The sequence below is a fragment of the Streptomyces sp. BV286 genome (assembly GCF_019090165.1).
Taxonomy (GTDB): domain Bacteria; phylum Actinomycetota; class Actinomycetes; order Streptomycetales; family Streptomycetaceae; genus Streptomyces.
This window is the reverse complement of record NZ_JAHRIB010000086.1, coordinates 1-26,515: the sequence shown is the minus strand read 5'-3', so window position 1 is coordinate 26,515 and position 26,515 is coordinate 1. Positions and strand designations below refer to the sequence as shown.

Annotated in this window: 25 protein-coding genes and 1 pseudogene; 10 read left to right on the top strand and 16 right to left on the bottom strand. The window is 71.9% G+C overall.

Going from position 1 to position 26,515, the window contains the following annotated elements:
* Window positions 1–876, top strand: an 876-nt coding sequence (locus KUF83_RS12125; protein WP_217454646.1) for a septum formation family protein, incomplete at its 5' end; no start/stop codon positions are given.
* A 13-nt stretch (window positions 877–889) separates the two neighbouring features.
* Window positions 890–1,048 carry a hypothetical protein gene (locus KUF83_RS12120; protein WP_107018800.1) on the top strand — a complete coding sequence of 53 codons (159 nt, stop codon included), beginning with the start codon at window positions 890–892 and terminating at the stop codon, window positions 1,046–1,048.
* Between the two features lie 80 nt (window positions 1,049–1,128).
* Here the strand turns inward: KUF83_RS12120 and KUF83_RS12115 are convergent, their stop codons facing one another.
* The 4 genes from KUF83_RS12115 to KUF83_RS12100 all read right to left on the bottom strand — a co-directional run bounded on the left by KUF83_RS12115 (window position 1,129) and on the right by KUF83_RS12100 (window position 5,269).
* Window positions 1,129–2,343: a sensor histidine kinase gene (locus tag KUF83_RS12115; protein WP_217454645.1), complete on the bottom strand. Its 1,215-nt coding sequence runs from the start codon at window positions 2,341–2,343 to the stop codon at window positions 1,129–1,131.
* Window positions 2,340–4,067 carry a cation acetate symporter gene (locus KUF83_RS12110; protein WP_217454644.1) on the bottom strand — a complete coding sequence of 576 codons (1,728 nt, stop codon included), beginning with the start codon at window positions 4,065–4,067 and terminating at the stop codon, window positions 2,340–2,342. Before KUF83_RS12110 ends, KUF83_RS12115 begins: the two co-directional genes overlap by 4 nt.
* A gap of 78 nt (window positions 4,068–4,145) precedes the next feature.
* A complete protein-coding gene (locus KUF83_RS12105) occupies window positions 4,146–4,502 on the bottom strand; it encodes a hypothetical protein (RefSeq protein ID WP_217454643.1) in 357 nt (118 codons plus the stop codon).
* 11 nt (window positions 4,503–4,513) lie between these two features.
* The gene (locus KUF83_RS12100; protein WP_217454642.1) at window positions 4,514–5,269 is read right to left on the bottom strand and encodes a LytTR family DNA-binding domain-containing protein; all 756 of its coding nucleotides are present in this window, start codon (window positions 5,267–5,269) and stop codon (window positions 4,514–4,516) included.
* 77 nt (window positions 5,270–5,346) lie between these two features.
* On the opposite strand from KUF83_RS12100, the gene KUF83_RS12095 reads away from it, so the two are divergent.
* From KUF83_RS12095 to rocD, 3 genes are all read left to right on the top strand, one after another.
* Window positions 5,347–5,841, top strand: coding sequence for an Lrp/AsnC family transcriptional regulator (locus KUF83_RS12095; protein WP_217454641.1), 495 nt, complete (start codon window positions 5,347–5,349; stop codon window positions 5,839–5,841).
* 202 nt (window positions 5,842–6,043) lie between these two features.
* Window positions 6,044–6,865 (top strand): dimethylargininase, encoded by an 822-nt coding sequence (gene ddaH / locus KUF83_RS12090; RefSeq protein WP_217454640.1) that lies wholly within the window; start codon window positions 6,044–6,046, stop codon window positions 6,863–6,865.
* On the top strand, window positions 6,862–8,094 hold the full coding sequence (gene rocD, locus KUF83_RS12085; protein WP_254643728.1) for an ornithine--oxo-acid transaminase: 1,233 nt from the start codon (window positions 6,862–6,864) through the stop codon (window positions 8,092–8,094). The genes ddaH and rocD overlap by 4 nt, the downstream gene beginning before the upstream one ends.
* Before the next feature lie 227 nt (window positions 8,095–8,321).
* Here rocD and KUF83_RS12080 read toward each other — a convergent pair whose 3' ends face one another.
* From KUF83_RS12080 to KUF83_RS12065, 4 genes are read right to left on the bottom strand one after another with little or no spacing between them, the layout of a single operon-like run.
* Window positions 8,322–9,620, bottom strand: a complete 1,299-nt coding sequence (locus KUF83_RS12080) for an FAD-binding oxidoreductase (RefSeq protein WP_254643727.1) — start codon at window positions 9,618–9,620, stop codon at window positions 8,322–8,324.
* Complete coding sequence (locus tag KUF83_RS12075; RefSeq protein WP_217454639.1) at window positions 9,617–10,411, bottom strand: amino acid ABC transporter ATP-binding protein; 795 nt, start codon at window positions 10,409–10,411, stop codon at window positions 9,617–9,619. Before KUF83_RS12075 ends, KUF83_RS12080 begins: the two co-directional genes overlap by 4 nt.
* Window positions 10,408–11,178, bottom strand: coding sequence for an amino acid ABC transporter permease (locus KUF83_RS12070; protein WP_308402974.1), 771 nt, complete (start codon window positions 11,176–11,178; stop codon window positions 10,408–10,410). Before KUF83_RS12070 ends, KUF83_RS12075 begins: the two co-directional genes overlap by 4 nt.
* Before the next feature lie 10 nt (window positions 11,179–11,188).
* Window positions 11,189–12,121 (bottom strand): ABC transporter substrate-binding protein, encoded by a 933-nt coding sequence (locus KUF83_RS12065; RefSeq protein WP_217454638.1) that lies wholly within the window; start codon window positions 12,119–12,121, stop codon window positions 11,189–11,191.
* A gap of 269 nt (window positions 12,122–12,390) precedes the next feature.
* Here KUF83_RS12065 and KUF83_RS12060 point away from each other — a divergent pair, with 269 nt between their 5' ends.
* Window positions 12,391–13,587: a sugar diacid recognition domain-containing protein gene (locus KUF83_RS12060; RefSeq protein WP_217454637.1), complete on the top strand. Its 1,197-nt coding sequence runs from the start codon at window positions 12,391–12,393 to the stop codon at window positions 13,585–13,587.
* A gap of 111 nt (window positions 13,588–13,698) precedes the next feature.
* Here the strand turns inward: KUF83_RS12060 and KUF83_RS12055 are convergent, their stop codons facing one another.
* The 4 genes from KUF83_RS12055 to KUF83_RS12040 form a co-directional block, all read right to left on the bottom strand.
* Complete coding sequence (locus KUF83_RS12055) at window positions 13,699–15,969, bottom strand: catalase (protein ID WP_217454636.1); 2,271 nt, start codon at window positions 15,967–15,969, stop codon at window positions 13,699–13,701.
* A 407-nt stretch (window positions 15,970–16,376) separates the two neighbouring features.
* Window positions 16,377–16,700, bottom strand: coding sequence for a plasmid stabilization protein (locus tag KUF83_RS12050; RefSeq protein ID WP_217454635.1), 324 nt, complete (start codon window positions 16,698–16,700; stop codon window positions 16,377–16,379).
* 2 nt (window positions 16,701–16,702) lie between these two features.
* Window positions 16,703–16,858 (bottom strand): hypothetical protein, encoded by a 156-nt coding sequence (locus KUF83_RS12045; protein WP_217454634.1) that lies wholly within the window; start codon window positions 16,856–16,858, stop codon window positions 16,703–16,705.
* 87 nt (window positions 16,859–16,945) lie between these two features.
* Window positions 16,946–18,130, bottom strand: coding sequence for an alcohol dehydrogenase catalytic domain-containing protein (locus KUF83_RS12040; RefSeq protein WP_217454633.1), 1,185 nt, complete (start codon window positions 18,128–18,130; stop codon window positions 16,946–16,948).
* 229 nt (window positions 18,131–18,359) lie between these two features.
* Here KUF83_RS12040 and KUF83_RS12035 point away from each other — a divergent pair.
* From KUF83_RS12035 to KUF83_RS12020, 4 genes and pseudogenes are all read left to right on the top strand, one after another.
* Window positions 18,360–19,388 (top strand): annotated as a pseudogene (locus KUF83_RS12035) (SDR family oxidoreductase).
* Between the two features lie 102 nt (window positions 19,389–19,490).
* On the top strand, window positions 19,491–20,612 hold the full coding sequence (locus KUF83_RS12030) for an aromatic acid exporter family protein (protein ID WP_254643726.1): 1,122 nt from the start codon (window positions 19,491–19,493) through the stop codon (window positions 20,610–20,612).
* A 201-nt stretch (window positions 20,613–20,813) separates the two neighbouring features.
* Window positions 20,814–21,545, top strand: a complete 732-nt coding sequence (locus KUF83_RS12025) for a 1-acyl-sn-glycerol-3-phosphate acyltransferase (RefSeq protein ID WP_217454632.1) — start codon at window positions 20,814–20,816, stop codon at window positions 21,543–21,545.
* Window positions 21,546–21,616: 71 nt separating this feature from the next.
* Window positions 21,617–22,639, top strand: a complete 1,023-nt coding sequence (locus KUF83_RS12020; protein WP_217454647.1) for an NAD(P)-dependent oxidoreductase — start codon at window positions 21,617–21,619, stop codon at window positions 22,637–22,639.
* A 67-nt stretch (window positions 22,640–22,706) separates the two neighbouring features.
* Here KUF83_RS12020 and KUF83_RS12015 read toward each other — a convergent pair whose 3' ends face one another.
* The 4 genes from KUF83_RS12015 to KUF83_RS12000 form a co-directional block, all read right to left on the bottom strand.
* The gene (locus tag KUF83_RS12015) at window positions 22,707–24,284 is read right to left on the bottom strand and encodes an alpha/beta hydrolase (protein WP_217454631.1); all 1,578 of its coding nucleotides are present in this window, start codon (window positions 24,282–24,284) and stop codon (window positions 22,707–22,709) included.
* 180 nt (window positions 24,285–24,464) lie between these two features.
* Window positions 24,465–25,229 carry an urease accessory protein UreD gene (locus tag KUF83_RS12010; protein ID WP_217454630.1) on the bottom strand — a complete coding sequence of 255 codons (765 nt, stop codon included), beginning with the start codon at window positions 25,227–25,229 and terminating at the stop codon, window positions 24,465–24,467.
* Window positions 25,226–25,903: an urease accessory protein UreG gene (ureG, locus tag KUF83_RS12005; protein WP_217454629.1), complete on the bottom strand. Its 678-nt coding sequence runs from the start codon at window positions 25,901–25,903 to the stop codon at window positions 25,226–25,228. Before ureG ends, KUF83_RS12010 begins: the two co-directional genes overlap by 4 nt.
* Before the next feature lie 140 nt (window positions 25,904–26,043).
* On the bottom strand, window positions 26,044–26,515 hold a 472-nt coding region (locus tag KUF83_RS12000), incomplete at its 5' end, for an urease accessory protein UreF (protein ID WP_217454628.1).

Here is a 26,515-nt window from a genome sequence, read left to right as displayed (position 1 = left end):
GACCCGTGGACCGCCGGGCAGGGGTACGGCCCTCCTGCGGCGGCCCCCGGCCGGCGCCGCCGCAGGCGCAGTCGCGCCCTCCGGGCCGTCCTGGCCGGCGCGCTCGGAGTGGCTCTCGCGGGCGGCGGCACCTGGTACGCCATGGCGTACCTGCCGGGGAACGGCGACGCCGAGCCGTACGGGCAGGCCGTCGGGCTCACCGAGCCGCTCAGGGACGGCGACTGCGTCGCGACACGGTGGCCCGGCGCTCCCTTCACGGGAGACCCGGGGCTGAAGGTCGTGAAGTGCCTCAGCGACGACACGTATGGGCAGGTGATGGCCGTGTTCGAGGCGCGGTCCGCGGAGGAGGCCCGCTCGGGTGGCGCCGCCGGGTGCGAGCAGCGCACCGAGGAGACCCGCAACAAGCTCGCGGATGCCCGCTCGCACGCCGTCGTACCGACCGACGAGGGATTCGAGGCGGCCGGGCGCCGCGTGGCGTGTCTGCTGCTCGACGCACGCGGCAAACCGCTGTTCGGTCCCGTAGGGGACCATCGTCCGCCGGGCACGGTCTTCAGGGACACGGCCACCATGCAGAAACGGGACTGCCTCGACAGGGTGTCCGACACCGGCGCCGAGCTGGTCCCGTGTGCGGGCCCGCATCAGGAGCAGGTGCTCGACTTCCACCGGATGAGCCCGGACTCGACCCTCGCCGAGGCCAGACGGGAGGCGACCGCGGCCTGCCGGAAGAACGTACCGCCCAATGACTACGGCTACGACCCGAACGTCTACACGGACTCGTCCTGGGTGGGCGAGAGCGCCTGGAACTCCGGCACACATTTCGTGGTCTGCACTGCAATTCGCAAAGACGGGGGCACCATGGATAGGGACGAACCATGAGGAGGGTGTTGCGATGCCCGGTTCCACGAAGACCATGGGAGTGCTCACCGTCGGCGGCCTGGTGATGGTCACGGCCTACACGGTGGCGCTCGGGAGCAGCGGCTGGCTGTGGTTCGGCTGGGTGGTGCTCGGCCTGATCACGCTGGCGATGGTGGCGTCCCGGCCCACCTGACGCACCACACCCGGTCCCCCGGTGAGGGCAGCTGCCCTCACCGGGGGACCGGCGTGCGCGGGGCTCGTCCGCGGGGTGGCTCAACCGCGGGGCAGCGGCCCCGCCGAGTGCACACCCGGCTGGTACTTCGGCAGCCGGGCGGTGATTTTCATGCCCGCGCCCAGCGCGGTCTCGATGACGAGGCCGTAGTCGTCGCCGTACACCTGCCGTAGGCGGTCGTCGACGTTCGACAGCCCGATGCCGCCCGAGGCGCCTGCCTCGCCGGCCAGGATGCGGCTCAGCCGGCCGGGATCCATGCCGGGACCGTCGTCCTCGATGACGACGAGTGCCTCGGCTCCCGCGTCCTGCGCGGTGATGCTGATGCGGCTCTTGTCGACCTTGCCGGTGCCGCCCTCCAGGCCGTGTTTCACGGCGTTCTCGACGAGCGGCTGCAGGCAGAGGAAGGGCAGTGTCACCGGCAGCACCTCGGGGGCGATCTGCAGGGTGACCGAGAGCCGGTCCCCGAAACGGGCCCGGACCAGCGCCAGGTAGTGGTCGATGGCGTGCAGTTCGTCGGCGAGCGTGGTGAAGTCGCCGTGCCTGCGGAACGAGTAGCGGGTGAAGTCGGCGAACTCCAGCAGGAGTTCACGGGCCCGCTCGGGGTCGGTGCGCACGAACGAGGCGATCACCGCGAGCGAGTTGAAGATGAAGTGCGGGGAGATCTGGGCCCGCAGCGCCTTGATCTCGGCCTCGATCAGCCGCGTACGGGACTGGTCGAGGTCGGCGAGTTCCAGCTGGACCGAGACCCAGCGGGCGACCTCTCCGGTGGCCCGGACGAGCACGGCGGACTCGCGGGGCGCGCAGGCGACGAGCGCCCCGTGGACCCGGTCGTCGACGGTCAGCGGCGCGACGACGGCCCAGCGCAACGGGCAGTACGGCTCGTCGCACGCGAGGCGGAAGGCCTCACCCCGGCCGGTCTCCAGGGGTCCGCCGATCCGCTCCATGATCTGCTCCCGGTGGTGCTCGCCGGCGCCCTCCCAGGCCAGCACGGTGTCCTGGTCGGTGAGACACAGCGCGTCGGTGCCGAGGAGGGTGCGCAGCCGTCTCGCGGACTTGCGGGCCGTCTCCCCCGTCAGGCCCGCCCGCAGGGGCGGCGCGGCGAGGGACGCGGTGTGCAGGGTCTCGAAGGTGGCGTGCTCGACGGGGGTGCCGAGGCCGCCGGGGCTCGGCGTGCGCGCGGTGCGTCTGCCGTACCAGAAGCCGGCCGCCAGCAGCGGGAGCGCGGCCACACACAGGCCCGCCAGGAATCCACTCATGCCTTGACCTCCGTGCGTACCTGGCCTCCGGCCAGTTCCTCCGGCAGATGGAACCGGGCGAGGATCGTCGCCGTCCCGGCCGGCACCCGCCCGGGCGTCGCCAGCGACACCAGCACCATCGTGAGGAAGCCCAGCGGCACCGACCACAGGGCGGGCCAGGCGAGGAGCGCGTGCAGCGTGCCCCGGCCCGGGAAACCGGCCATGGTGGCCGCGACCGCGAGGAGTGCCGAGCCGCCGCCGACGAGCATTCCGGCCGCCGCCCCGGGCGGGGTGAGCCGGTGCCACCAGATGCCGAGGACGAGCAGGGGGCAGAAGGAGGAGGCGGACACCGCGAAGGCGAGCCCCACGGCGTCGGCGACCGGCAGTCCGCCCACGAGCATGCTCGCCGCCAGCGGCACGATCATGGCGAGAACCGTGCCGAGCCGGAAGTGCCGTACGCCGCGGGAGGGCAGCACGTCCTGGGTGAGCACGCCCGCCACCGCCATGGTCAGGCCGGACGCCGTGGACAGGAACGCGGCGAAGGCCCCGCCGGCCACCAGCGCGCCGAGGAGGTCCCCGCCCAGTCCGCCGATCACCCGGTCGGGCAGCAGCAGCACGGCGGCGTCGGCGTCCCCGGTCAGGGTGAGCTCGGGTGCGTACAGGCGCCCGAGCGCGCCGTAGACCGGTGGCAGCAGGTAGAACACGCCGATCATGACGAGTACGGCGACGGTGGTGCGGCGGGCGGCCACGCCGTGCGGGCTGGTGTAGAAGCGGACGACGACGTGCGGCAGCCCCATGGTGCCGAGGAAGGTGGCGAGGATCAGTCCGTACGTGGCGTAGAGCGGGCGTTCCTCGCGGCCCGAGGCGAGCGAGGTGGACATGCCGCCGTTGGTGACACGGTCGGCGACGGGCACCGGGTCGCCCTTGGTGAAGGCCAGCCGGGTGCCCTGCTCGATGCGGTGGACGCCCGTGGGCAGCCGGAGCCTCTCGTCCTCGTACCGCCTGCCGTCGACCGTGCCGTCCGCGGTGACGGTCAGGGGCCGGGTGAGTTTCAGGTCGACTCCGGCATCGATCCGGACGACCCGGTGCTCACGGAACGTCGCCGGTTCGTCGAAGGCGTGCCGCGGCCCCCCGTCGTCCTGCCAGGCGAGGACGAGGAAGAGCGCGGGGACGAGCAGGGCGGTGAGTTTGAGCCAGTACTGGAAGGCCTGTACGAAGGTGATGCTGCGCATGCCACCCGCGGCGACGGTCGCCACCACGACGACCGCGACGATGATGCCGCCGAGGGACTTCGAGGCACCGGTCAGCACGTTCAACGTGAGCCCCGCGCCCTGGAGTTGGGGCAGCAGGTACAGCCATCCGACCCCGACGACGAAGGCTCCTGCCAGCCGTCGTACGGCCTGGGAGGCGAGCCGTGCCTCGGCGAAGTCGGGCAGGGTGTACGCGCCGGAGCGGCGCAGCGGGGCCGCGACGAAGATCAGCAGGACGAGATAGCCGGCGGTGTAGCCGACGGGGTACCAGAGCATGTCGGGGCCCTGGACGAGGACCAGTCCCGCGATGCCGAGGAACGACGCGGCGGAGAGGTACTCACCGCTGATGGCGGCCGCGTTGAGCCGGGGCCCGACGGTGCGCGAGGCCACGTAGAAGTCGGAGGTGGTGCGCGAGATGCGCAGGCCGAAGGCGCCGACGAACACGGTCGCGACGACCACGAGAGCGACCGCCGGGACGGCGTAGTTCTCGTTCACGGGCTGTTCTCGCTCACGCGCTGTTCTCTCTCACAGGCTGTTCGTCCACAGGCGGCTGTCCTCGGTCTCGTTCATGGCTCAGCGGTCCTCGACGAGCCGGACGAAGTCCTTCTCGTTGCGGTCGGCGCGGCGCACGTACCAGCGGGCGAGCAGCACCAGCGGCGGGTAGACGCAGAAGCCGAGCACGATCCATTCGAGGCTCGAACTGTCGCCCGTCACGGCGAACACCAGCGGGAGCGGGCCCACCAGGAGCACGAGGACGGCGAACACCGTGAGCGCGGCACGCAGTTGGCTGCGCATCAGGGAGCGGACGTAGGTGTGGCCGAGCGTGGTCTGCTCGTCGATCTCGGTGCGCGGCCGGGAGCCGCTGAGCGGGCGGGTGCGACGCGGCGGGCCGGTGACGACGACACGGCGGTCGGCGGGGTCGTGGGGCACCTCCGGCCTCCTCAACTCGCGGTCCGGCGCATCAGCAGGTCACGCAGTTCCCGTGCGTGCCGGCGGCTGACCTGGAGTTCGACGGAGTCGACCAGGACGCTCACGGTACCCGCGTCGAGGCGGAGCTCACTGATGTGACCGAGAGCGACGAGATGGCGGCGGTGGATGCGGACGAAGCCGCGCGAGCGCCAGCGCTCCTCGAGGGTGGAGAGCGGGATGCGGACGAGGTGGCTGCCCTGGGCGGTGTGCAGTCGCGCGTAGTCGCCGTGGGCCTCGGCGTGGGTGATGTCCTCGACGGCGACGAAGCGGGTGACCCCGCCGAGCTCGACGGATATGTGGTCCGGGTCGGGCTCGTGCACGGGTATCAGCGGGGCCGCGTCCATCTGCTCGACGGCCCGGCGCACGGCCTCGGCCAGCCGCTCCCGGCGTACCGGCTTCAGGACGTAGTCGACGGCCTTGAGGTCGAAGGCCTGGACGGCGAATCCCTCGTGGGCGGTGACGAACACGACGAGCGGCGGCTTGGCGAATCCGGCGAGCAGCCGCGCCATGTCTAGACCGTCGAGACCGGGCATGTGGATGTCGAGGAAGACGACGTCGATGCCCTCGTGGCCGCCGGGGCCGCTCTCCAGGGCACGGTTGATGCGGCGCAGCGCCGCGGTGGCGTCGCTCGCGCCCTCGACGCTGCTCACCCGTGGGTCGGCGTCCAGCAGGTAGAGCAGCTCTTCGAGGGAGGGCGGTTCGTCGTCGACGGCGAGAGCGCGGAGCATGAACCCGGAGTGTAGGAGCAATTCGTACGCCTGCACATGCGGAGGGCCAGGTCGTCGCCGCTGGATACAGTGCCCGCATGAGACCCGCGTCCGCGCCCTTCGACGATCTCGACCGCAAGATCCTCACGGCCCTGATGGCGAACGCCCGTACCAGTTTCGCGGAGATCGGCACGGCGATCGGGCTGTCCGCGACGGCGGTCAAGCGGCGGGCGGACCGGCTGCGCGAGACGGGTGTGATCACCGGGTTCACGGCGACGGTGAAACCGGCCGCGCTCGGCTGGCGTACCGAGGCGTACGTGGAGGTGTACTGCGAGGGCGCGGCGCCGCCGCGGCGACTCGCCGAGGTGATGCGCAACCATCCCGAGATCACCGCGGCGATGACGGTGACCGGCGGCGCGGACGCGCTGCTGCACGTGCGGGCGCGGGACGTGGAGCACTTCGAGGAGGTGCTCGAACGGATCCGCGTGGAGCCGTTCATCCGCAAGACGATCAGCTACATGGTGCTGTCGCACCTGCTGCCCGAGAGCCCGGAGGCGGGCGCGAACCTGCCGGCTCCGGAACCGGAGGCGTGAGGCGAACTTCCGGTCCGGACCCGCGCGCCCGGCCCTTCGTCCACTCTTTCGGACCAGTCACGCATCAAACGTGCGTCAAGGCACCCCAACACGCAGCATTTCTGCGGTAGCGCGCAATTCCTGATTCTTGTCCCGCTTGTCCCCCGCTTCCTACCGTTGAGGCATCACACCCGACACCGCAGGAAAGCGGAGGAACCCCTCTGTGCCCATGAGCCGTGTGCCGCGATCGAGGCGCTTCCTTGTCTGCGAACCCAGACACTTCGCCGTGCAGTACGCCATCAACCCCTGGATGCATGAGGACGCACAGGTCGACGTCGATCTGGCCCGGACCCAGTGGGCGGAGCTGATCCGCGCCTACCGCGCCCACGGCCACACCGTCGACAGCGTGGAACCGGTCGCCGGCCTGCCGGACATGGTCTTCGCCGCGAACTCGGCGCTGGTCATGGCGGGCCGGGTCTTCGGCTCGTACTTCCACGCACCGCAGCGCCGCCCGGAGTCCAACGCGTACGAGACGTGGTTCAAGAACGCGGGCTTCGACGTCTACCGCCCCGAGTCGGTGTGCGAGGGCGAGGGCGACCTGGTGCCCGTGGGCCGCTACGTCCTGGCCGGCACCGGTTTCCGTACGGCGCGGGCCGCCCATCACGAGGTGCAGGAGTTCTTCGGCATCCCCACGGTCAGCCTCCAGCTGGTGGACCCGCGTTTCTACCACCTCGACACCGCGCTGTTCGTGCTCGACGACGGGGCGGAGGCGAACATCGCGTACTACCCGGAGGCCTTCTCCGCCGGCAGCCGCGAGGTGCTGCGGCGGCTCTTCCCGGACGCGGTGGTGGCCACCTCACAGGACGCGCTGGCGTTCGGGCTGAACTCCGTCTCGGACGGCCGCCACGTCTTCATCTCGCCGCGCGCCGAGGCCCTCGCGGGCGAACTCGCCCGCCACGGCTATGTTCCCGTCCCCGTCGACCTGTCGGAGTTCCAGAAGGCCGGCGGAGGCATCAAGTGCTGCACCCAGGAGATCCGCTCATGACTGTCGCACCCAGCCGTTCCCTGCGTTCGTCCGCCGAGCTGATCCGTGCCGAGGAACCCGTCCTCGCACACAACTACCACCCGCTGCCGGTCGTCGTCGCGCGCGCCGAGGGTGCCTGGGTCGAGGACGTCGAGGGCCGCCGCTTCCTGGACATGCTGGCCGGGTACTCGGCCCTCAACTTCGGACACCGGCACCCGGCCCTGATCGAGGCCGCGCACCGCCAGCTCGACCAGCTGACGCTGACCTCACGGGCCTTCCACAACGACCGGCTGGCGCAGTTCGCCGAGTCGCTGGCCGAGCTGACGGGCCTGGACATGGTCCTGCCGATGAACACGGGCGCCGAGGCCGTGGAGAGCGCCGTCAAGGTGGCCCGCAAGTGGGCGTACGAGGTGAAGGGGGTCGCGCCGGACCGGGCGACCATCGTCGTGGCCGCCGACAACTTCCACGGCCGTACGACGACCATCGTCAGCTTCTCCACCGACGAGACGGCCCGGGCGGGCTTCGGCCCGTTCACGCCGGGCTTCCGCGTCGTCCCGTACAACGATCTCGCCGCGCTCGAAGCGGCCATCGACGAGACGACCGCGGCCGTGCTGATCGAGCCCATCCAGGGCGAGGCGGGAGTCGTCATCCCCGACGACGGCTATCTGCGCGGCGTCCGCGAACTGACCAGTCGCACCGGCTGCCTGTTCATCGCGGACGAGATCCAGTCGGGCCTCGGACGGACGGGCCGCACCCTGGCCGTCGAGCACGAGGGAGTCGTCCCGGACGTGCTGCTGCTCGGCAAGGCGCTCGGCGGGGGCATCGTCCCGGTCTCCGCGGTGGTCGCGCGGCGCGAGGTGCTCCAGGTGCTGCGGCCGGGCGAGCACGGCTCGACGTTCGGCGGCAACCCGCTGTCGGCCGCGGTCGGCTCGGCCGTCGTCGAGCTGCTGGAGACCGGCGAGTTCCAGCGCAGGGCGGCGGAGCTGGGCGTGGTCCTGCGCGGCGGTCTGGCCGCGCTCGTCGGCAAGGGCGTCAAGGACTTCCGGGCGCGCGGGCTGTGGGCGGGCGTCGACATCGACCCCGCGATCGGCACCGGCCGCGAGATCAGCGAACGCCTCATGCGGGAGGGCGTCCTCGTGAAGGACACCCACGGCTCGACGATCCGCCTCGCTCCCCCGCTGACCATCACGGGCGAGGAACTCCGAACGGCCCTCGGGGCGCTGGAGACGGTACTCGGGAAGGGTGCTTAGGGGCTTCGGCCCCCGAGCGGTCCTGGTGGGACCCGGGCGGTCCTGGTAGGGCGCCACTAAGGGGCGCGGGGAACCGTGCGACCGGCCCGCGCCGCCCCGCAGCCGACGAACGGACCGGGGCGGGGGCTGAGCCCGGGACCGGGGCTGAGCCCGGGGATCCGCGGGCCGGCGCGGAATCCCACGCCGGCCCGCGGCCATCGTCACCGTCCGGTCCGGGATACGGCGGCTCAGGGGAGGAGCCGGTCGAACCGGAACGGCGCGAGGGCTTCGGGACGACGCCCCGTACGGACGTACTCGGCGAGCCGGAGCCCGGTGACCGGCCCCAGCGTGACGCCGAGCATCCCGTGGCCGGCGGCCGCGAAGGCGTTCTCGTGACCCGGCACCCGGTCGATGACGGGGAGCCCGTCGGGCAGGAACGGGCGCCCGCCGACCCACGGGTCGCGGATCAGGCCGACCAGGTCGTCCGGATCGTCGAACCAGCGGCCCAGATAGTGCCGGCTCGCGAGGGCGACCGCGACGATCCGCCGCCAGTCGAGGCGGTTGTTGTTGCCGCTCAGCTCCATCGTGCCGGCGATCCGTGTGGTCCCGCCGATAGGCGAGGCGACAGTCCTGCGCTCGCCGAAGTACAGCGTGTGCCGGGGTGCCGGATCCAGGTCCACCGAGAAGCTGTAGCCCTTGCCCGCCTGAAGGGGCAGCAGGCTGCCGAGCGTGCGCAGGAGGCCCGGGGAGCGCATGCCCGCCGCGACGACGACGGCCGAGCAGGGGATGTCGCCCTGGACGGTACGCAGCGCCGTGACCCGCCCGCCCGACGACCGGAACCCGGTCGCTTCCGCGTTCTCGTGGACCTTCACGCCCTCGGCGGCCAGCTTCTCCCCCAGCGCGCGGGTGAAGGCCTCCGGGTCGACCACTCCCTCCCCCTCGACGAGGTAGGCCGCCCGCACCCGGGCCGACAGCGCGTCGTCCAGCAGTCGCGCTCCGGGGCCCGTGGTGACGTCGTCGGGCATCGGGTAGCGGCCGTGCGCCATCTCCCGCTGGACCGCGAGGTGCTGCCGTGCCTCGGCCGGCGACAGGAACGCGTGCACCATGCCGGGCCGCGTCAGTGTCGTGTCGACCCCGGCCTCGCGCAGGCCGTCGAAGAGGTCGAAGGTGTCCCGGTTCAGCTCGGCGACCGCCGCGTAGCCGCGCCGGAAGGCGGTCGGTGTACTGCTGCGCCAGAACCGCCACAGCCACCGTACGAACGCCGGGTCCGGCAGGGGCCTCAGATACAGCGGCGAGTCGGGCCTGCCGAGGGAGCGCAGGGCGTAGCGGACCACTCCCGGTGCGGGCACCGGTGTCGAGTGACTGAGGCAGACCCAGCCGGCGTTGCCGCGGGACACCCCGGAGCCCAGGCCGCGCCGCTCGACGACCTCGACGGGTACACCGGCGGCGGCCAGATAGTACGCCGTGCACAGCCCGACGACACCGCCACCCACCACCACGACGGGGTGCCCGCCGCCCTGGCCCGTCATGGCGGACGCGGAGGTCATGACGCCGGCCCGTACGCAGCGAGGAACTCCCGGGTCCGGGCCCGTTCGGGGCTGTCGAGGACGGTCTCGGGCGGGCCCTCCTCCACGATCCGGCCGCCGTCGACGAAGGCGACATGGTCGGACACCTCGCGGGCGAAGGGCAGTTCGTGGGTGACCAGCATCATCGTCATCCCGTCCGCGGCCAGTTCCCGCATCACGCTCAGCACCTCGCGGGTGGCCTCCGGGTCCAGGGAGGAGGTGGGTTCGTCGAAGAGGAGCACCTCGGGCCTGAGTGCGAGGGCCCGGGCGATGGCGACGCGCTGCTGTTCGCCGCCGGAGAGCTGGTCGGGCCGGGCGAGTGCGCGATGGGCCACCTTGACGCGTCGCAGGAGGGCCACGGCCCGCTCGAGTGCCTCCTGTTCGGGGATGCCGGCCTTGCGCTGGGCCAGGACGACGTTCTCCACGGCCGTCAGGTGCGGGAAGAGGTGAAAGCGCTGGAAGACCATGCCGACGGTGCGGCGCAGCCGGGCCAGGTCCCGGCACGCCGTGCGGCCGCCCTGGTGCACGACCTCCCCCGCGACCTCGACCGTGCCCTTGTCCGGCCGTTCCAGGAGGTTGACGCAGCGCATCAGGGTCGTCTTGCCGCCGCCGCTCTGACCGATGACGCTCACGATGCTGCCCCGGCCGACTTCCAGACGGACGTCGTCGAGTACGAGGCGGCCGTCGAAGGACTTGCTCAGTCCGTCGATGCGTACGACGGCGTCGGGGGCCGGAGACCCGGCGGCCCTGGTGGTGATGACGGGCTCGGTCATACCGTCGCCTTCTTCCGGTCGGCGTCCACGGCGATGTCGCTCGCGAGCAGGGCGCGGGCCGCCCGCATGCGGCGCCTTCGCCACGGGGACAGTGGGACGCCCGCCCGGACCTTCCGCTCCAGGAGCAGGAGAAGCTGGGAGAGGGGGTAGCAGAGGGCGAAGTAGACGGCCGAGATGACCAGGTAGACCTCAAGGGCCCGGAAGGTCGCCGACGTGATGAGGCGTCCCTCGGACATCAGCTCGGCGGCCGAGACGGTGACGAGCAGCGAGGTCGATTTCAGCAGGTCGACGAGCATGGTGTTGGTGCCGGGCAATGCCTGGCGGAGGGCCTGCGGCAGGACGATGTGGCAGAAGATGCCGGTCCTGCCGAGACCGAGGGCCTCACCCGCCTCGGTCTGCCCGGCGTGTACGCCGCTGATCGCGGAGCGGAAGATCTCGGACAGGTAGGCGGCGTAGAACACGACGAGGCTGAGGCAGCCGGCCGTGAACACGTCGAGCCGGAGCCCGGCCGAGGCCAGACCGAAATAGGTCAGGAAGATGATGGCCAGCAGCGGGACGTTCTTGAACACCTCGGTGTAGACCGCGGCGACGGCCCGCGCGGGCCACGCCCTGCTCAGCCGCAGCAGTGCCACGGCCAGTCCGAGCACGACCGCGCCGGCGAAGCTCACCGCCGTGTAGGAGAGGGTGCGCCAGAGGGCGTCGAGGAGGTCGGCCCGGTAGTCGGTCCAGGGGACCTGGAAGAGGCCGGAGGCCAGGTCGTTCGTCACCGTCGTCCCCTCACCGCGCGATGGACGGAGGCGTCCAGTCCTGCGGCCGGTCCACTCCGCGTCGCGCGGTCGCGACATCGGCGGCGGGCTCGAGGAACTGCTCGGGGTCGCCGCCGTACTTCTTGACGAGCTTCTCCATCTCGCCGTTCTCGTACATGGCGTCGATCTGCGCGGAGATGGCCTTCTCCAGCTTGGTGGCCTTCTTGGGCAGGTAGAAGCCGGTCTGGTACGGCTGGAAGTACGCGTAGGCGGGCTTCGCCTTGACCTGCGCGGCGCTCGGCGGCGTCATGTACTGGGTGTCGATCTTCAGGTCGGGGCGTTCCTTCTGGGCAGCGATGATGATCAGCGGGTCGAGGAATCCGACGTCCACGCGGCCCGCGCCGAGGTCGTCGAACACCCCGTTGGCGTCGGGGTAGGCGTGCAGTTCGGCGCCGGGCACCGCCTGGATGGACTTGACCCACACGTAACCCTCGACGGTCCCGAGCTGCAGGCCCTTGAGGTCGCCGACCGTTCTGTACGTCCTGCCGGACCGCACGGCCATCGCCGGCGGCGAGTAGTAGGGCGGATCGGTGAACAGGCCCTGTTTCTGCCGGTCCGCGGACCAGGCGACGCCGCCGATGGTGATGTCGACGCGGCGGGACTGCACTCCGGCGAGCATGCCCGCGAAGTCCGTCACCTGCGGCTTGACCTCGAGGCCGAGCCTCTTCGCCGCATAGGCGAGTATGTCGCCGTCCAGGCCGACGATTCTGTCTCCCTGGACGCTGGTGTAGGGCGCGTACGGCTGGACGGCCACCTTGATCACGCCAGGCGTGAGGGTGCCGAGCGCCGCGGTCTTCGCGGACACGTTCTTCGGTTCGTCGTCGCCGTCCGAACCACAGCCGGCGACCGCCGGAATCAGGAGTGCCGCTGACAGGACAGCGACGAGTGAGCGCACACGGATCATCGGCTTGGGCCTTCCGTAACGGCACGGGGATCAGCTCTGAAGGGGCCCGCCGTTCTCCGCGCTGTGCCCCCGGCGGGGATGTGATGGGCTCATACGCTAGGCACCCGCCGTCCGCACGTCACCGTTCACTTCGTACGAACTTGCGGCCGGGAATGCCTGGTGTGCTGTACGGTGCGTCCACTCCGGGCCGGTCCCGGCCGTCCTCCGACCCCGCCCGGGATCGGTCCGCGGCCCGCTCCCGGTCCGTCCCCTCGACGGGAGGAACGCCCGTGCTGAGCCCGTCACTCGCACAGGAGATAGCCGGGGACACCTCGGCGGTCATCGGCTTCAACGTGCTCATCACCGACGCGGACGGCATGGTGATCGGCAGCGGTGACACCCATCGGGTCGGCACGTTCCACGAGGCGTCCGTGGAGGTGATCCGCACGCAGGAGGCGGCGACGCACAACACGTCCCAGGCTCATCGGCTCCAGGGCGTACGCCCCGGTGTCACCCTGCCGCTCGTCACTGACGGACAGGCGGTGGGAACGGTCGGGATCACCGGCACGCCGGCCCAGGTGCGCCGTTTCGGCCTGCTGGTGAAGCGGCAGACGGAGATCCTGCTCCGCGAGTCCGTGATGCTCCGCTCCCGGCTGCTGGCCGAGCGGGCGGCGGAGAAGCTGCTGGCCGACGTCGCTTCGTACGATCCGCAGGTGGTGGAGGGCGAGTTCCTCGTGTTCCGGGCCGCCGAGCTGGGCTTCGACCTGCGGCTGCGGCGCGTGGCGGTGGCGTTCGAGGTGACCGTGCCCGACACGGGCGGCCGTCGCCGGGGGGCACCCACCCGGGACATGGCCCTCGTCCGCTCGGAACTGCTCCGCACGGTTCGGGAGGTCTTCGCCGACCCCCAGGACATCGTCGCCACCACGGCTCCCGGCTGGATCGGTGTCCTGCACCGGCTGCCGGCCGAGGAGTCGGACGGCTCCCTGGCCGCCGACTGCCGACGGGTCACCGACCTCGTCGTCGCGCAGGGAGGGCTCACCGCCCGGGCGGGAGTCGGTGAGGCAGCCACCTCGGTCGGGGCGCTGCATCACTCCTACCAGGACGCGTGCGACGCGCTGCGCCTCGGTGCCCGGCTGTCGGACCACGCTCCGGTCCGTCTGATCGCGGACCTGAGGGTTCATCAGGTACTGGCGGCGGCGGGGCAGCCGGCCCGCAACCGTCTCGTCGAGCTGACCGCCGCCGGCCTGCGCGCCCAGCCGGACTGGCCGATGCTCCGCGACACGATCACCGCCTGGTGTGAGCACGGCTTCAATCTGGTGCGGGCCGCCGCGGCCCTGCATGTCCATCGCAACACCGTCGTCTACCGCATGCACAAGATCGAGCAGATCACCGGCCGCCCCTTGCGTGACCACCGGACGACCATGGCGCTGTATCTAGCCTGTCTGGCGGATCAGCTCGGCGGTGGCGGCGCTGTGCAGGCTGACTGATCGCCGGGCCCGCGTGGCGGAACGCGGGGTACGACGGACCGGTGGCCATGCCGTGTCCGCGTACCCCGCGCCCCGCTCGCAACCGGGCCACGAGGGCCCGGGGTCTGCTCGTCAGAGAGCGGTCCCGAAGCGGGCCCAGACGCGGTGCTCGCCGAGCAGCCGGGTGATCTGCTCCAGGGCGCCCGAGCCGCTGTCCGCGGTCACGACGCCCGCGGCGTCCGCCGGGATGCCCGCGGCCGCCAGCACCGCGTCGGCGCCGGCCCAGCCTCCGACGGCCTTTCCGTGCCGGAAGGCCTCCGCCAGCATCAGCGACACCCGCGGATCGGCGATCCCGTCGAGTCCGGCGTCGCCCGCCTTGGCGTCGCGTGCGCCGTGGGCGTCCTTGCCGTGGCCGGGGACGCCCGCGACCAGGAGGGCGTCGTACTCCACCGACCGGGCGGTGGCGAAGGTGCGCTGCACCTGGAGGGGCTCGCCCTCCTCGTCGAGCTTCCCGCCGGTGGGGGCGATCACCAGGGGGACCATGCCGGCGTTCAGGACCGCCTCACGCACGAGGCGTACGCCGTCGAGGTCTCCCCGCTCGTCGGTCACGATGCCGATGATCCGCCCGTCCAGCGGCCAGGTCCCGCCGATCTGGGAGAGGGCGGGGCTGGGATCGGCCGCCACGAGCGGCACGGTCGCCTCGGGCGCGGGCAGGCCGAGACCGGAGGCGACCTGCGCGCACAGTTCGGGGTCGATGTTGGCGAGGACCTTCAGCGCACGCTCCTTGACGGCCTGCTCGTAGCACTTGGCCAGTTCGAAGGTGTAGGCGGCGACGATGTGCTCGCGTTCCACCGGCGTCATGCTGAGCCAGAAGAGCCGCGGCTGGCTGAAGTGGTCCGAGAAGGAGGCCGGGGCCCTGCGCTCCTTGTTCGCCCGCGGCACCTCCACCGGGGTCTCGATGTACGCGCGGGTGTCCGCGCCCGCCAGGAACGGGCAGCCCCCGTCGAGGGAGTTGGGCCGGTAGGGCGCCGTACCGGTGTGCACGGCCGTCTGGTGCATGCCGTCGCGCAGCATGTCGTTGACGGGGGCGTGCGGGCGGTTGACCGGGAGCTGGCCGAAGTTCGGTCCGCCCAGCCGGCTGATCTGCGTGTCCAGGTAGGAGAAGAGCCGGCCGGCCAGCAGCGGGTCGTCGGTGACGTCGATGCCGGGCACCAGGTGACCGGGGTGGAACGCGACCTGCTCGGTCTCGGCGAAGTAGTTGGTCGGGTTGGCGTTCAGCGTCAGCAGGCCGATCGGCTGCACGGGGGCCAGCTCTTCCGGGACGATGTTCGTCGGGTCGAGCAGGTCGATGCCCTCGAAGGTCTGCTCGGCGTTGTCCGGGAAGGTCTGGATGCCCAGCTCCCACTGCGGGTACGCGCCCGCCTCGATGGCGTCGGCGAGGTCACGGCGGTGGAAGTCGGGGTCCATGCCGCCCGCGATCTGCGCCTCCTCCCACACCAGGGAGTGCACCCCGAGCTTCGGCTTCCAGTGGAACTTCACCAGCGTGGTGGCGCCCTCGGCGTTCACCAGCCGGAAGGTGTGGACGCCGAAGCCCTCCATCATGCGGTAGGAACGCGGGATGCCCCGGTCGGACATGTTCCACAGCGTGTGGTGGGTGGCCTCGGTGTGCAGGGACACGAAGTCCCAGAACGTGTCGTGGGCGCTCTGTGCCTGCGGGATCTCCCGGTCGGGGTGCGGCTTTCCGGCATGGATGACGTCAGGGAACTTGATGGCGTCCTGGATGAAGAAGACCGGGATGTTGTTGCCGACCAGGTCGAAGGTGCCCTCGGCGGTGTAGAACTTCGTCGCGAAGCCCCGGGTGTCACGCACCGTGTCCGAGGAGCCGCGGGAGCCGAGCACGGTCGAGAACCGCACGAACACCGGTGTCTCGATCCCGTCGCCGAGGAAGGCCGCCTTGGTGACCTTCGCGGCGGTGCCGTATCCCTGGAAGACGCCGTGTGCGGCGGCGCCCCGGGCGTGGACGACCCGCTCCGGGATCCGCTCGTGGTCGAAGTGGGTGATCTTCTCCCGGAGGTGGTGGTCCTGGAGGAGGACGGGTCCGCGGGCGCCGGCCTTCAGGGAGTGGTCGGTCTCGTACAGCCGATTTCCCTGGGCCGTGGTCAGATGGGCGCCGCCCTGGGCCCGCACGTCCGGGTCCGCGCCGGTCGGCCGCCCCGTGGGGCTGACCGTCTCGGGCGCGCCCTGGTCCGCCTTGGGCGGCAGGGGTCCGCGGGGCTCGGTCGGTTCGTCGACGGGAGGAGTCCGCGCTCCCGGCCTGCCGGGTACACCGTCCTGCGGTCCCCCTTCACGCAGCGCGTCGGCCGCCTTCTCCACCACGGCCTTCAGGGGGTTCTTCTCCGTCATCACGTCTCCAAGCGTCGGGGGCGACGCCTGGGTACCCCCGGCCCGATCGCTGAACCGTCGGTTCCGCGCCGGAGGACGGCCGCCTCACCGCATGCCGTGCGGCCCCGGCCAACGGGTGAGCTGGTTTACGCGCCCGGGCCCTGTCCGAAACCCGGGGGCACGGCGCCGCCGAAGGAGTGACCACCTCGGCCCGCACCGCACCGCCCGACGCCCGCACCGGCCCGTACGCACAAGAGGGCCGGGCCGCGGACCCGGGTCCCACCGGTTCCGCGGCCCGGCGGTCCCAGGGCCGCTCAGCCATCTCGCGGGTACCCCGTCCCGGCCCTGCCGAACAGGTCCGCTCGCCAGGTCGTCCCCGGCGCGCACCGGACGCCGTCCCGCGTCCTGGGCCCGGCCGGGGCCCGCGGTCAGTGGCCCAGCTTCTGCTTCAGTTCGCTCTTGTTCATGGAGGAGCGGCCCTTCACGTTGCGCCGCTTGGCCTCTTCGTACAGCTGGTCGTAGGTGGGCCCCGCCGCACCGCTGTGCGACCGTTGGCCGCCGCGCTGCGACGACGACTTGTCCCGCGTCGACGTCCTGCTCGCCGTCCTGGACTCGCCCGAGCGAGCACGTTCCTTGTTCACCGTGCGGGCGGCGATCTCCTTGGCCCGCCCGGTGCTCGCGCCGCGCTCCTCCGCGCTCTCCTTGATGTGCTCGTACTGCCGTTCCCGCTTGGGGCTGGAACCACTGGGCATGATCACTCCTCGGGGGTTTCGTCGTCCCGGTCTCCCTCGGCCTGCGACGGGGTGGTGCGGGGCACCTGCCGTCGGCCGGTCTCCTCGCCCACGGGCGGATCCTCGGCTCCGTCGGCTCGCTCGCCCTCCGCCTGGGACGGCGTGGGATCACTCGTCATCGTCGCTCCTCCGTCGCTCGGTGGGCGGCCGTCCGGCCGTCGCGGGGCATCCGCCTCCGACGGGCGTCGGCGTCCGCGTGGCCGTCGTCACGGCTTCAGGAGGGTCTTGACCATGCCGTCCTCCTTGGCCTGGAACATCGCGTACGCCTTCGGTGCGTCCTCCAGCGGCATGGCGTGCGTCTTGAACGTGTCCACACCGAGCGGGTCCTCGTCCGTGAGCAGCGGCAGGATGTCCTCCACCCACCGCCATACGTTGGCCTGGCCCATGCGCAGCTGGATCTGCTTGTCGAACATCGTCAGGAGCGGCATCGGGCTGACCGCGCCGCCGTAGACCCCGGACAGGGAGAGCGTGCCGCCGCGGCGGACGAGTTCGATCCCGGCGTGCAGGGCTCCCAGGCGGTCCAGTCCGGCCTTCTCCATCAGCAGCTGTGCCACGGCGTCGGGGAGGAGCCCCGTGACCCACTGTGCCGCCTTGGCGAACGGCGCTCCGTGCGCCTCCATGCCGACGGCGTCGATGACCGCGTCGGTCCCGCGCCCGTCGGTGAGGTCCCTGACCGCCTCCGTCAGGTCCGTGCCGTCCCTGCGTGCGTCGAAGCACGTCACTCCGTGGGCGTTGGCGCGCGTGAGACGGTCCTTGACCAGGTCCACGCCGATGACCAGCCCGGCGCCCCGGTGCTGGGCGATACGGGTGGCCATGTCCCCGATGGGTCCGAGGCCCAGCACGGTGACGGTGCCGCCTTCCGGGATGGCCGCGTACTCGACGGCCTGCCACGCGGTGGGCAGGACGTCGGAGAGATAGACGAACCGGTCGTCGGGCGGCCCCTCGGGCACCTTGATGGGCAGCTTGTTGCCGAACGGCACGCGCAGGAACTCCGCCTGCCCGCCCGGCACCTGCCCGTACAGCTTGGTGTATCCGAACAGGGAGGCGCCGAAGCCCCGGTCGCGGTTCTGGGTCGTCTCGCACTGCGAGTGCAGGCCCTGGTCGCACATGTGGCAGTCGCGGCACGAGACGTTGAAGGGAATGACGACCCGGTCGCCGGGCGCCAGGGCGTGGACGTCCGGTCCGACCTCCTCCACGACACCCATCGGTTCGTGGCCGAGGATGTCGCCGGGGTCGATGTACGGGCCGAAGAGTTCGTACAGATGCAGGTCGGAACCACACAGACCCGTCGATGTGATCCTGACGATGATGTCGTCCGGCTTCTCGATACGTGGATCGGGGACGGTCTCCACGCGGACGTCGCGCTTCCCCTGCCAGGTCAGTGCACGCATGGTGTGGCTCCTCCAGCGGTCGTGGTCGGCAGCCGTGGTCGGCTTCCGCCGTCCGAGTCCCCTTCGCCCGGTGTCCGACACTCCGCCGACGGAGGGGATGGCAGATGTTCCGCGCGGCCCGCGGCAAAGGACCGGTGCGGTGGCCGTCGCGTGCATCCGCGGACCCCGGGTACTCGGCCCGGGCATCTCCCGGAGCACCCGGACCAGACCCCTCGGAGAGGAGCTGGCAGTGAGCAGCGAAGCGGGCCGCAGGATCGTCGTCACCGGTGCCACCGGCAATGTGGGCACCAGCCTGGTGAGTCTCCTCGCGCAGGACAGTGAGGTCGGCTCGGTGGTGGGCCTGGCCCGGAGGATTCCCGACTGGTCGCCGGCCAGGACGCAGTGGACGGCCGTGGACCTGGCGTCTCAGGGGACTGACCTCGCCGGGACGTTCGAGGGCGCCGACGCCGTCGTCCACCTGGCCTGGGCCTTCCAGCCCACGCACGATCCGGCCACCACCTGGCGCACCAACGTGCTCGGCAGCATGCGCGTCTTCGAGGCGGTGGCGGCCGCGAAGGTGCCCGCGCTGGTGCACGCCTCGTCGGTGGGCGCCTACTCGCCGGGGCCCAAGGAACACGCGGTGGACGAGTCATGGCCCACGCACGGCTGGCCGGACGCCGCCTACTGCCGTGAGAAGGCCTATCTGGAACGGGCCCTGGACTCCTTCGAGCACGAGCACCCCGGGGTGCGGGTCGTGCGGATGCGGCCGGCCTTCCTCTTCAAGCGGGAGTCGGCGAGCGAGCAGCGCCGCATCTTCGGCGGACGTTTCCTGCCGGGCTCCCTCGCCCGGCCCGAGCTGCTGCCCTTCCTGCCCGACATCCCCGGTCTGCGGGTGCAGGCGCTGCACACCGACGACGCTGCCAGGGCGTACCGGCTGGCCGTGCACAGTGAGGTCCGGGGCGCGTTCAACCTGGCGAGCGAGCCGCCCGTCGACGCGCGGATGCTGGCCGGGATGCTCGGAGCGCGCCCGGTCCGGCTGCCGCGCACCGCCGCGCGTTCGGCGATCGCCGCGGCCTGAGGGCTGCACCTGCTGCCGGCCTCGCCGCACCTCTTCGACGCCGTACTGCGGCTTCCGCTCATGGACTGCTCGCGCGCTCGCAGGGAGCTCCACTGGCAGGCCGGGCGGACGTCCCAGGAGGTGCTGGAGGAGTTCCTGCAAGGGATGCGGCAGGGGGCCGGCGCGGACACGGCTCCTCTGCAAGGCCACAAGGTCGGCTAGCGCCTCGCGGCACCCGACCCTCACCGGACCCGGCCCTCCGCGGCCGGGCCCTCCCCGTGCCCCGGCACACGCACTGACCCTGGACCGAGGAAGGAACGTCACTTGTGGCATGCACTTACCTGGGAGGCCGCCGCCGTGGGGCGGGCGGTCCGCAGGTGCGTCACACAGTCCGGGACCGAGCGCGACACCGCCGTCCAGTCCCTGAAGGCGGCGGGCGCCGCACTGCTGGCCTGGGCGCTGGCGGGATGGTGGTGGGACGCGCCGATGGCGCTCCTCGCGCCGTGGACCGCGCTGTTCCTAGTGCAGAGCACCGTCTACCGCTCGCTGCTGTCCGCGCTGCAACAGGTCGTGGTGGTCATGGTGGGCACCCTGGTGGCCGCCGGTGCTCTCATGCTGACCCACAACACCATGGTCGCCATGGCGCTGGTCCTGCCTCTCACCGTCCTTCTCGGCAACTACGCGCGTTTCGGCGCGCAGGGGCTCTACGCACCCACGGCCGCGCTGTTCGTCCTCGTCTACGGGTCGTCCAGCGGCTTCGACATCCTGCACCGGCTTCTGGAGACCCTGCTCGGAGCGGTCATCGGGGTGGTCGTGAACGCCGGTGTCCTGCCGCCGGTCCACTCCCGTCGTGTCCGCCACCTCCGCGACAGGCTGCCGCAGGACTGCGCCGACCTGCTGCACACGGCCGCCGAGGGCATGGACACGCCGTACGACGAGGAGCGGGCCCGCGGCTGGTACGACAGCGCGGTGCGCCTGACCGACGTGGTGACGGAACTGAGGGCCGCGCGGCGCTGGTCGGACGAGAGTCACCGGTTCAACCCGGGGCGCAGACTGCGCCGCTCCGCCGTCGCCCCGCCGCCCGCCGACTGGGACATCACCTGGGACGGCATCACCGAGCACATCAGGGCGACCATGCGTTCGCTGTCCGAGGCCGCCGCGCTCCCGGAGGGCGTCCCGGGCATCCTGTCGTCACTGCTGCGGGCGGCCGGTGACGTCCTCGCCTCCCGGGACGGCGAGACCGACGGGCGGCGCCGCTCGCTGGACGCGGCGACAGCGGCCCACCGCCGGCTGACCTCGGTACTCGCGGACGACCGCCACAAGACCACGCCCGCGCTGGGCGGCCTGACCGCGGACACCCACCGGCTGCTGGCCGACCTCTCCGCCGTGGTCGAGGCGTGGGACGGTGACGCCCCGCGGGACGACCGGCGGCAGAGCGCACGGTGAGAGCGTTCCCGGGGCTGGTCGGGAACGAGCCACTCGCCGCCGTGGCGGGTGGTGCCGGGAGAGGGAAGGGGGTCAGCATGAGTCCGACCGGAGACGGTTACAGGCGTGGACGCCTGCACATACACTGGCGTCCCGCAGCACACCTCTTGACCAGCTAGAACACGGCGGTTGAGCCAATCCGGCGAAGCGAGGAGCGACCCGTTGTTCTATTACGTTCTCAAGTACGTGCTTCTGGGCCCGTTGTTGCGGCTGGTCTTCCGGCCCCGGATCGAGGGCCTGGAGCACGTACCGGCGACAGGTGCGGCCATCGTCGCGGGCAATCACCTGTCGTTCTCGGACCACTTCCTGATGCCCGCCATCCTCAAGCGACGCATCACGTTCCTCGCGAAGGCCGAGTACTTCACGGGCCCGGGCCTGAAGGGCAGGCTGACGGCGGCCTTCTTCCGCAGTGCCGGGCAGATCCCGGTCGACCGCTCCGGCAAGGACGCGGGGCAGGCGGCGATCCGTGAGGGGCTCGGCGTGCTGAGCAAGGACGAGCTGCTCGGCATCTACCCGGAGGGCACCCGCTCGCACGACGGCCGCCTCTACAAGGGCAAGGTCGGCGTCGCGGTGATGGCGCTGAGGGCCGAGGTGCCCGTCATCCCGTGCGCGATGATCGGCACGTTCGAGGCGCAGCCCCCTGGCCGCAAGATCCCGAAGATCCACCCCGTCGCGATCCGCTTCGGCGAGCCCCTCGACTTCTCCCGCTACGCCGGCATGGAGAACGAGAAGGCGATCCTGCGCGCCATCACCGACGAGATCATGTACGCGATCCTCACGCTCTCCGAGCAGGAGTACGTGGACCGGTACGCGGCTGCCGTGAAGGCGGAGGAGACCGCGGCGAAGGCGGCGCAGGCGAAGTCCCGCAAGTTCCCCCGCCTGCCGCAGCGCTGACGCTCTGCCCTCAGCCGATCGGCTGGGTTCCGGGCCCCCGGGAGCCCTACGGTCGCCCCATGACACGAGCTGTGGTGATCAGGGCGACGGGACAGATCGGGCGGGTGGCCGTGGGCGCGCTGGCCCGGGACGGCTGGGAGGTGACGGCTCTCTCCCGGGGCGGCGGACGGGACGAGGCCTGGCCCGACGGGGTGCGCAGCGCGCGGGTGGACCGCGACGACGACCTGGCGCTGGCCGCCGCGGTCGGCGAGGGCTGCGACGTGCTCGTGGACGTGGTGGCCTACGGGCCGGAGCACGCCCGGCAGTTGACGGGTCTGGCCGGTCGCGTCGGATCGGCCGTGGTGATCTCCAGCGTGTCGGTGTACGAGGACGACGAGGGCCGCACCTTCGACACGCAGACGGAGCCGGACGGCTTCCCCCGGTACCCGGTGCCCGTGGCGGAGGGCCTGCGCACGATAGCGCCCGGCGGCTCGTCGTACAGTTCCCGCAAGGCGGGCCTGGAGCGTGAACTCCTGGCCGCCGCCGACCGGTTGCCGGCCACGGTGCTGCGGGCGGGTGCCGTTCACGGGCCGCACTGTCGCACACCGCTCGAGCTGTACTTCGTCAAGCGCAACCTGGACGGTCGTACCCGGCGCGTCCTCGCCTTCGGCGGTGGGAGCCGCTTCCATCCGGCGAGCGTCCACAACATCGCGGAGCTGGTCCGGCTGGCCGCCGCGCGGCCGGGCGCTCGCGTGCTGAACGCCGTGGATCCCGACGCGCCCACGGTGGCGGAGATCGCGCGGGCGATCGACGCCGTGATGGGCGCCGACACCGAGACCGTCCTGGTCGACGGGCCCGCTCCGGCGCCCGGCGTCGGCGACACCCCGTGGACGGTGCCGCACCCGGTGGTCTGCGACATGACGGCGGCGGAGCGGGAGTTGGGCTACCGGGCTGTGACGGAGTACGCCGGGGCGCTGCCGGAGACGATCGCGTGGATCGAGCGCCGGCTGGCCGACGGGGACTGGCGTCAGGCGTATCCGAAGATGTTCGCCGCGTACGGCGACCTCTTCGACTACGCGGCGGAGGACGCCTGGCTTGCGGGGCGGGGCGTCTGAGTCGCGGCACACGAGAGGGGGCGGCCGTCAGGACGGCCGCCCCCTTTGCTTCGACTCCCGGTGTCCGCTACGGCTTGGGCGTGGCGTGCGGGGTGCACGTCACGTCGGCCGCGTCGACCTTGCCGGTGAGCAGGTAGGTGTCCACCCGCTCGTTGACGCACGGGTTCGTCAGCCCGGTCACGCCGTGCGAGCCCGCGTCCTTCTCGGTGATCAGGCGGGAGCCCTTGAACCGCTTGTGCAGCTCGACGGCGCCCTCGTACGGGGTGGCGGCGTCACGCGTGGCCTGGACGATCAGGACGGGCGGCAGGCCCTTGCCGGTCTTCACGTTCACCGGGGTCTGCTGCTTGGCGGGCCAGGTCGCGCACGGCAGGTTCAGCCAGGCGTTGGCCCACGTCATGAACGGGTAGTTCTTGTGCAGCTTCGAGTTGTCGCGGTCCCACTTCTTCCAGCTGGTGGGCCACTTGGCGTCGGTGCACTCGACGGCCGTGTAGACGGCGTTGCCGTTCTCCGAGGCGATGTTGCCCGCGGTGTCCGACGGGTCGGGAGCGGCGGCGTCGACGAGCGCCTGGGTGTCACCGGCGACGTACTTGCTGAACACCGTCGCGGTCGAGACCCACGCGGAGTCGTAGTACGGCGCGCTCTGGAAGAAGCCGATGAGCTCGGCCGGGCCGACGACCCCGCCGATGGGGTTCTTCTTGGCGGTGGCGCGCAGCTTCAGCCACTGCGCCTGGACCTCGGCGCGGGTGTCGCCGAGGTGGAAGGACGCGTCGTTCTTGGCGACCCAGTCCTGCCAGTCCTTCCAGCGCATCTCGAAGGCGACGTCCTGGTCGAGGTTGGCCTCGTACCAGATCTTCTCGCGCGACGGGTTGACCACGCTGTCCGCGACCATGCGGCGCACGTGGGTGGGGTACATGGTGCCGTAGACGGCGGCGATGTACGTGCCGTACGAGACGCCCAGGAAGTTGAGCTTCTTCTCGCCGAGCGCGGCCCGGATGACGTCCAGGTCGCGGACGGTGTTGGGGGTAGTCATGTGCGGCAGCATCTTGCCGCTGCGCTCGGCGCAGCCGGCCGCGTACTCGGCGGCGAGCTTGCGCTGGGCGCGCTTGTCGGCCTCGGAGTCCGGCACCGGGTCCATCTTGGGCGCCTTCACGAACTCCTGCGGGTCGGCGCAGGAGATGGGCGCGGAGTGGCCGACGCCGCGCGGGTCGAAGCCCACGAAGTCGTACGCCTTCGACGTCTTCACCCAGAGCGGGTTCTTGGTGGTGACGCGGAGCGGGAAGCGCAGTCCGGAGCCGCCGGGGCCGCCCGGGTTGTAGACGAGGGCGCCCTGGCGCTCCGCCTTCGTGCCCGTGTTGCCGATGCGGTCCACCGCGAGCTTGATCTTCTTGCCGTTCGGCTTCGCGTAGTCGAGCGGAACGGTGACCCATCCGCACTGGACGGGCTTGGCTATCCCCCAGTCGGCGGGACAGTCCTGCCAGTCGATGCCGGCCTTCGCGGCGCGCTCGGCGGCGATCGCGGCGCCCCTCGCCTGGCTGTCCTGGCCGTGGCGGCCTTCCGCGCTGGCTGTCGGGGCCGCAACGGCACCGGCTATCAGCGTCGCCGTGACGAGCGCTCCGGCCGAGCCGAACGCCGTCGCCCTTCTCATACCCCTCAAGTGAGTTCTCCCCCTGCTGTCGTCGTGGTCGTACGAGGGATCCTTGCGACTGTGAGGTCCCTGAGAACAGGGGCGGCGCGGCTTCTTTGCCAATCCGATAACCGGAACATCTCTGCCCGTTGAGCGGTGACGTCCGTTCGCCGGCCGCCGGGCCCGCGGTTCGGCCGGTCCTCAGTCCAGTACGCGCAGCGCCTCGTCGAGGACGCGGCGCAGGTCCAGCGCGTCGGGCGCGAGGGCTGTCACCAGGGCGCCCGGACCGGCGAGCGGGGTCAGCACGGCGTACTCCCCCAGCAGCCGCGGTGCGACCGGCCGCCGCGCGAACTGCGGCCGTACGACGAGAAGCTGACCCAGGGCACGATGTCCGGCGAGCACGGCGGGGCCGTCCCATCCGCCCGGTGCTCCGGGACCGCACGAGAGCTCCTGGTCGAGCAGCGGGCGTCCGTCGAGGAGGGCGGTGAGCCGGCTCGTGAGCCGCCCGGGCTCCTCGGCGGCCCGTCCGAGGACCTGCTCCTCGCGCAGCGTCAGCCGGGCGCCCGCCGCGAGGTCGACGCGTGTCGTGACGCGCAGTTCGCTGCCCTTCGCGGAGATCAACTGCTCGGGGAGCCAGCTCAGTTCGGCGTCCTCGCCGACCGTGAGGCGTACGTCGTAGTGGGCATCGCCCTTGTCCTGGCCGGGCAGCGCGATGGTGGCCGCTGCCGATCCGACGTGCAGTCGGGCTCCCTCGGCCACGTCGGCGGTGACGGTGAAGCGGTCACCGCCCAGGGGCCCGCTCATCGCGCCGACCAGCATGACCCTGGCCTCGGAACCCGTGGCCCGCGTCCGCCGCAGGGCGAGCGGGCCCTGGCTCTCCAGGGTGGGCAGCGCGGTGCCGCCCCGGCCGTCGGGCCGGGCCCCGATCCGCGCGTGGGCCCGCACCCCGGCGGCCGGCGCCGTCATGCCGTCCACTCGGCGAGCCGTGCCCGGACCCAGGCGGCCACGTCCCGGACACCGTCGTCGGACCGCAGCGACTGGAACACCACCGGCAGTTCGGCCCGTTGTGCCTTCGCGTCGGCGGCCATGCGTGCGAGGTCGGAGCCGACGTGGGGCGCCAGGTCCGTCTTGTTGACCACGAGCAGGTCGGCGGTGGTGACTCCGGGGCCGCCCTTGCGGGGGATGTCGTCGCCGCCCGCGACGTCGATCACGAAGATCTGTGCGTCGACGAGCCCCTTCGAGAAGGTCGCCGTCAGGTTGTCGCCCCCCGACTCGACGAGGATCAGATCCAGCGGCCCGGCCTCGTCCTCCAGGTCCTCGACCGCTTCGAGGTTCGCGGAGATGTCGTCCCGGATCGCCGTGTGCGGGCAGGCTCCGGTCTCGACGGCCGTGATCCGTTCGGGCGGCAGCACGGCCTCCCGCAGCAGGAACTCGGCGTCCTCGCGGGTGTAGATGTCGTTGGTGACGACCGCCAGCGACAGCTCGTCGCGCAGCGCCCGGCACAGCGCGGCCACGGTGGCGGTCTTCCCGGACCCGACGGGCCCGCCGAGCCCGATACGCAGGGCGCGGCGCCGCCCGTCGGGCCGGTGGGCGTCGGCGCCGACAGCCGAGGGGCCGTCGTGGGAGTGGTCGAGGTGCATGGGTACGACTCCAACTCTTGAGCCCGTCCGGCGCTTGCGGGCGAGGCCGGTCCGGTGGTCTCGGGTGGGCGCCCCGGGAAGGGACGCAACGGGCAGGGCAGCGGGGCCGGCCACATGGGTCATGCCGCGCCGCGGGATTCCTATGAGGCGAACAGCCGTACAGCCCAGGCCGCATGCACCTCCGCACTGATCTCCAGTACCGGCGCGGAAGCCGCGGGCAGCGCACCGACCCCGTCGTCCACGGCGCGCCGCGCGGCCTCGGCGGCCTGAAGCGCGACCCGGTCGAGCTCGGGAGCCAGCCGTGCCAGTGCCCCGGTCGCGTCGAACGGGTCGAGGCTCAGCAACCGCACCGCCGCACTCGCCGGCCCGCTCACGCACTCGTACACGGCGCAGTACGCGGCGTCCTCCGCGCCGAGGCCGGCGGCCCGGGCAGTCAGCCCGAGGACGACCGGCTGGTGGGCCCCCTTGGGGAACTCCTGCGCCAGTGAGTCGAGTTCGGGCGAGGGCCAGGTCGCCCGGGCGGCCCGCGTCAGCTGCCGCCCGAGCCTGCGCGCGGCGACCCGCAGAGCGGGCGACGGCGTGCGGGCGTCCGCGGCGCCGTCCAGCGCCACC

Coding starts and splice junctions, on each gene's coding strand:
- KUF83_RS12055 (WP_217454636.1), bottom strand. CDS start 15,969: ATGACGGAGAAGAACCCCCTGAAGGCCGTGGTGGAGAAGGCGGCCGAC.
- ureG (WP_217454629.1), bottom strand. CDS start 25,903: ATGCACCTCGACCACTCCCACGACGGCCCCTCGGCTGTCGGCGCCGAC.
- KUF83_RS12065 (WP_217454638.1), bottom strand. CDS start 12,121: ATGATCCGTGTGCGCTCACTCGTCGCTGTCCTGTCAGCGGCACTCCTG.
- KUF83_RS12095 (WP_217454641.1), top strand. CDS start 5,347: ATGAGACCCGCGTCCGCGCCCTTCGACGATCTCGACCGCAAGATCCTC.
- KUF83_RS12075 (WP_217454639.1), bottom strand. CDS start 10,411: ATGACCGAGCCCGTCATCACCACCAGGGCCGCCGGGTCTCCGGCCCCC.
- KUF83_RS12120 (WP_107018800.1), top strand. CDS start 890: ATGCCCGGTTCCACGAAGACCATGGGAGTGCTCACCGTCGGCGGCCTG.
- KUF83_RS12080 (WP_254643727.1), bottom strand. CDS start 9,620: ATGACCTCCGCGTCCGCCATGACGGGCCAGGGCGGCGGGCACCCCGTC.
- KUF83_RS12100 (WP_217454642.1), bottom strand. CDS start 5,269: ATGCTCCGCGCTCTCGCCGTCGACGACGAACCGCCCTCCCTCGAAGAG.
- KUF83_RS12050 (WP_217454635.1), bottom strand. CDS start 16,700: ATGCCCAGTGGTTCCAGCCCCAAGCGGGAACGGCAGTACGAGCACATC.
- KUF83_RS12010 (WP_217454630.1), bottom strand. CDS start 25,229: ATGACGGCGCCGGCCGCCGGGGTGCGGGCCCACGCGCGGATCGGGGCC.
- KUF83_RS12015 (WP_217454631.1), bottom strand. CDS start 24,284: ATGAGAAGGGCGACGGCGTTCGGCTCGGCCGGAGCGCTCGTCACGGCG.
- KUF83_RS12040 (WP_217454633.1), bottom strand. CDS start 18,130: ATGCGTGCACTGACCTGGCAGGGGAAGCGCGACGTCCGCGTGGAGACC.
- KUF83_RS12045 (WP_217454634.1), bottom strand. CDS start 16,858: ATGACGAGTGATCCCACGCCGTCCCAGGCGGAGGGCGAGCGAGCCGAC.
- rocD (WP_254643728.1), top strand. CDS start 6,862: ATGACTGTCGCACCCAGCCGTTCCCTGCGTTCGTCCGCCGAGCTGATC.
- KUF83_RS12115 (WP_217454645.1), bottom strand. CDS start 2,343: ATGAGTGGATTCCTGGCGGGCCTGTGTGTGGCCGCGCTCCCGCTGCTG.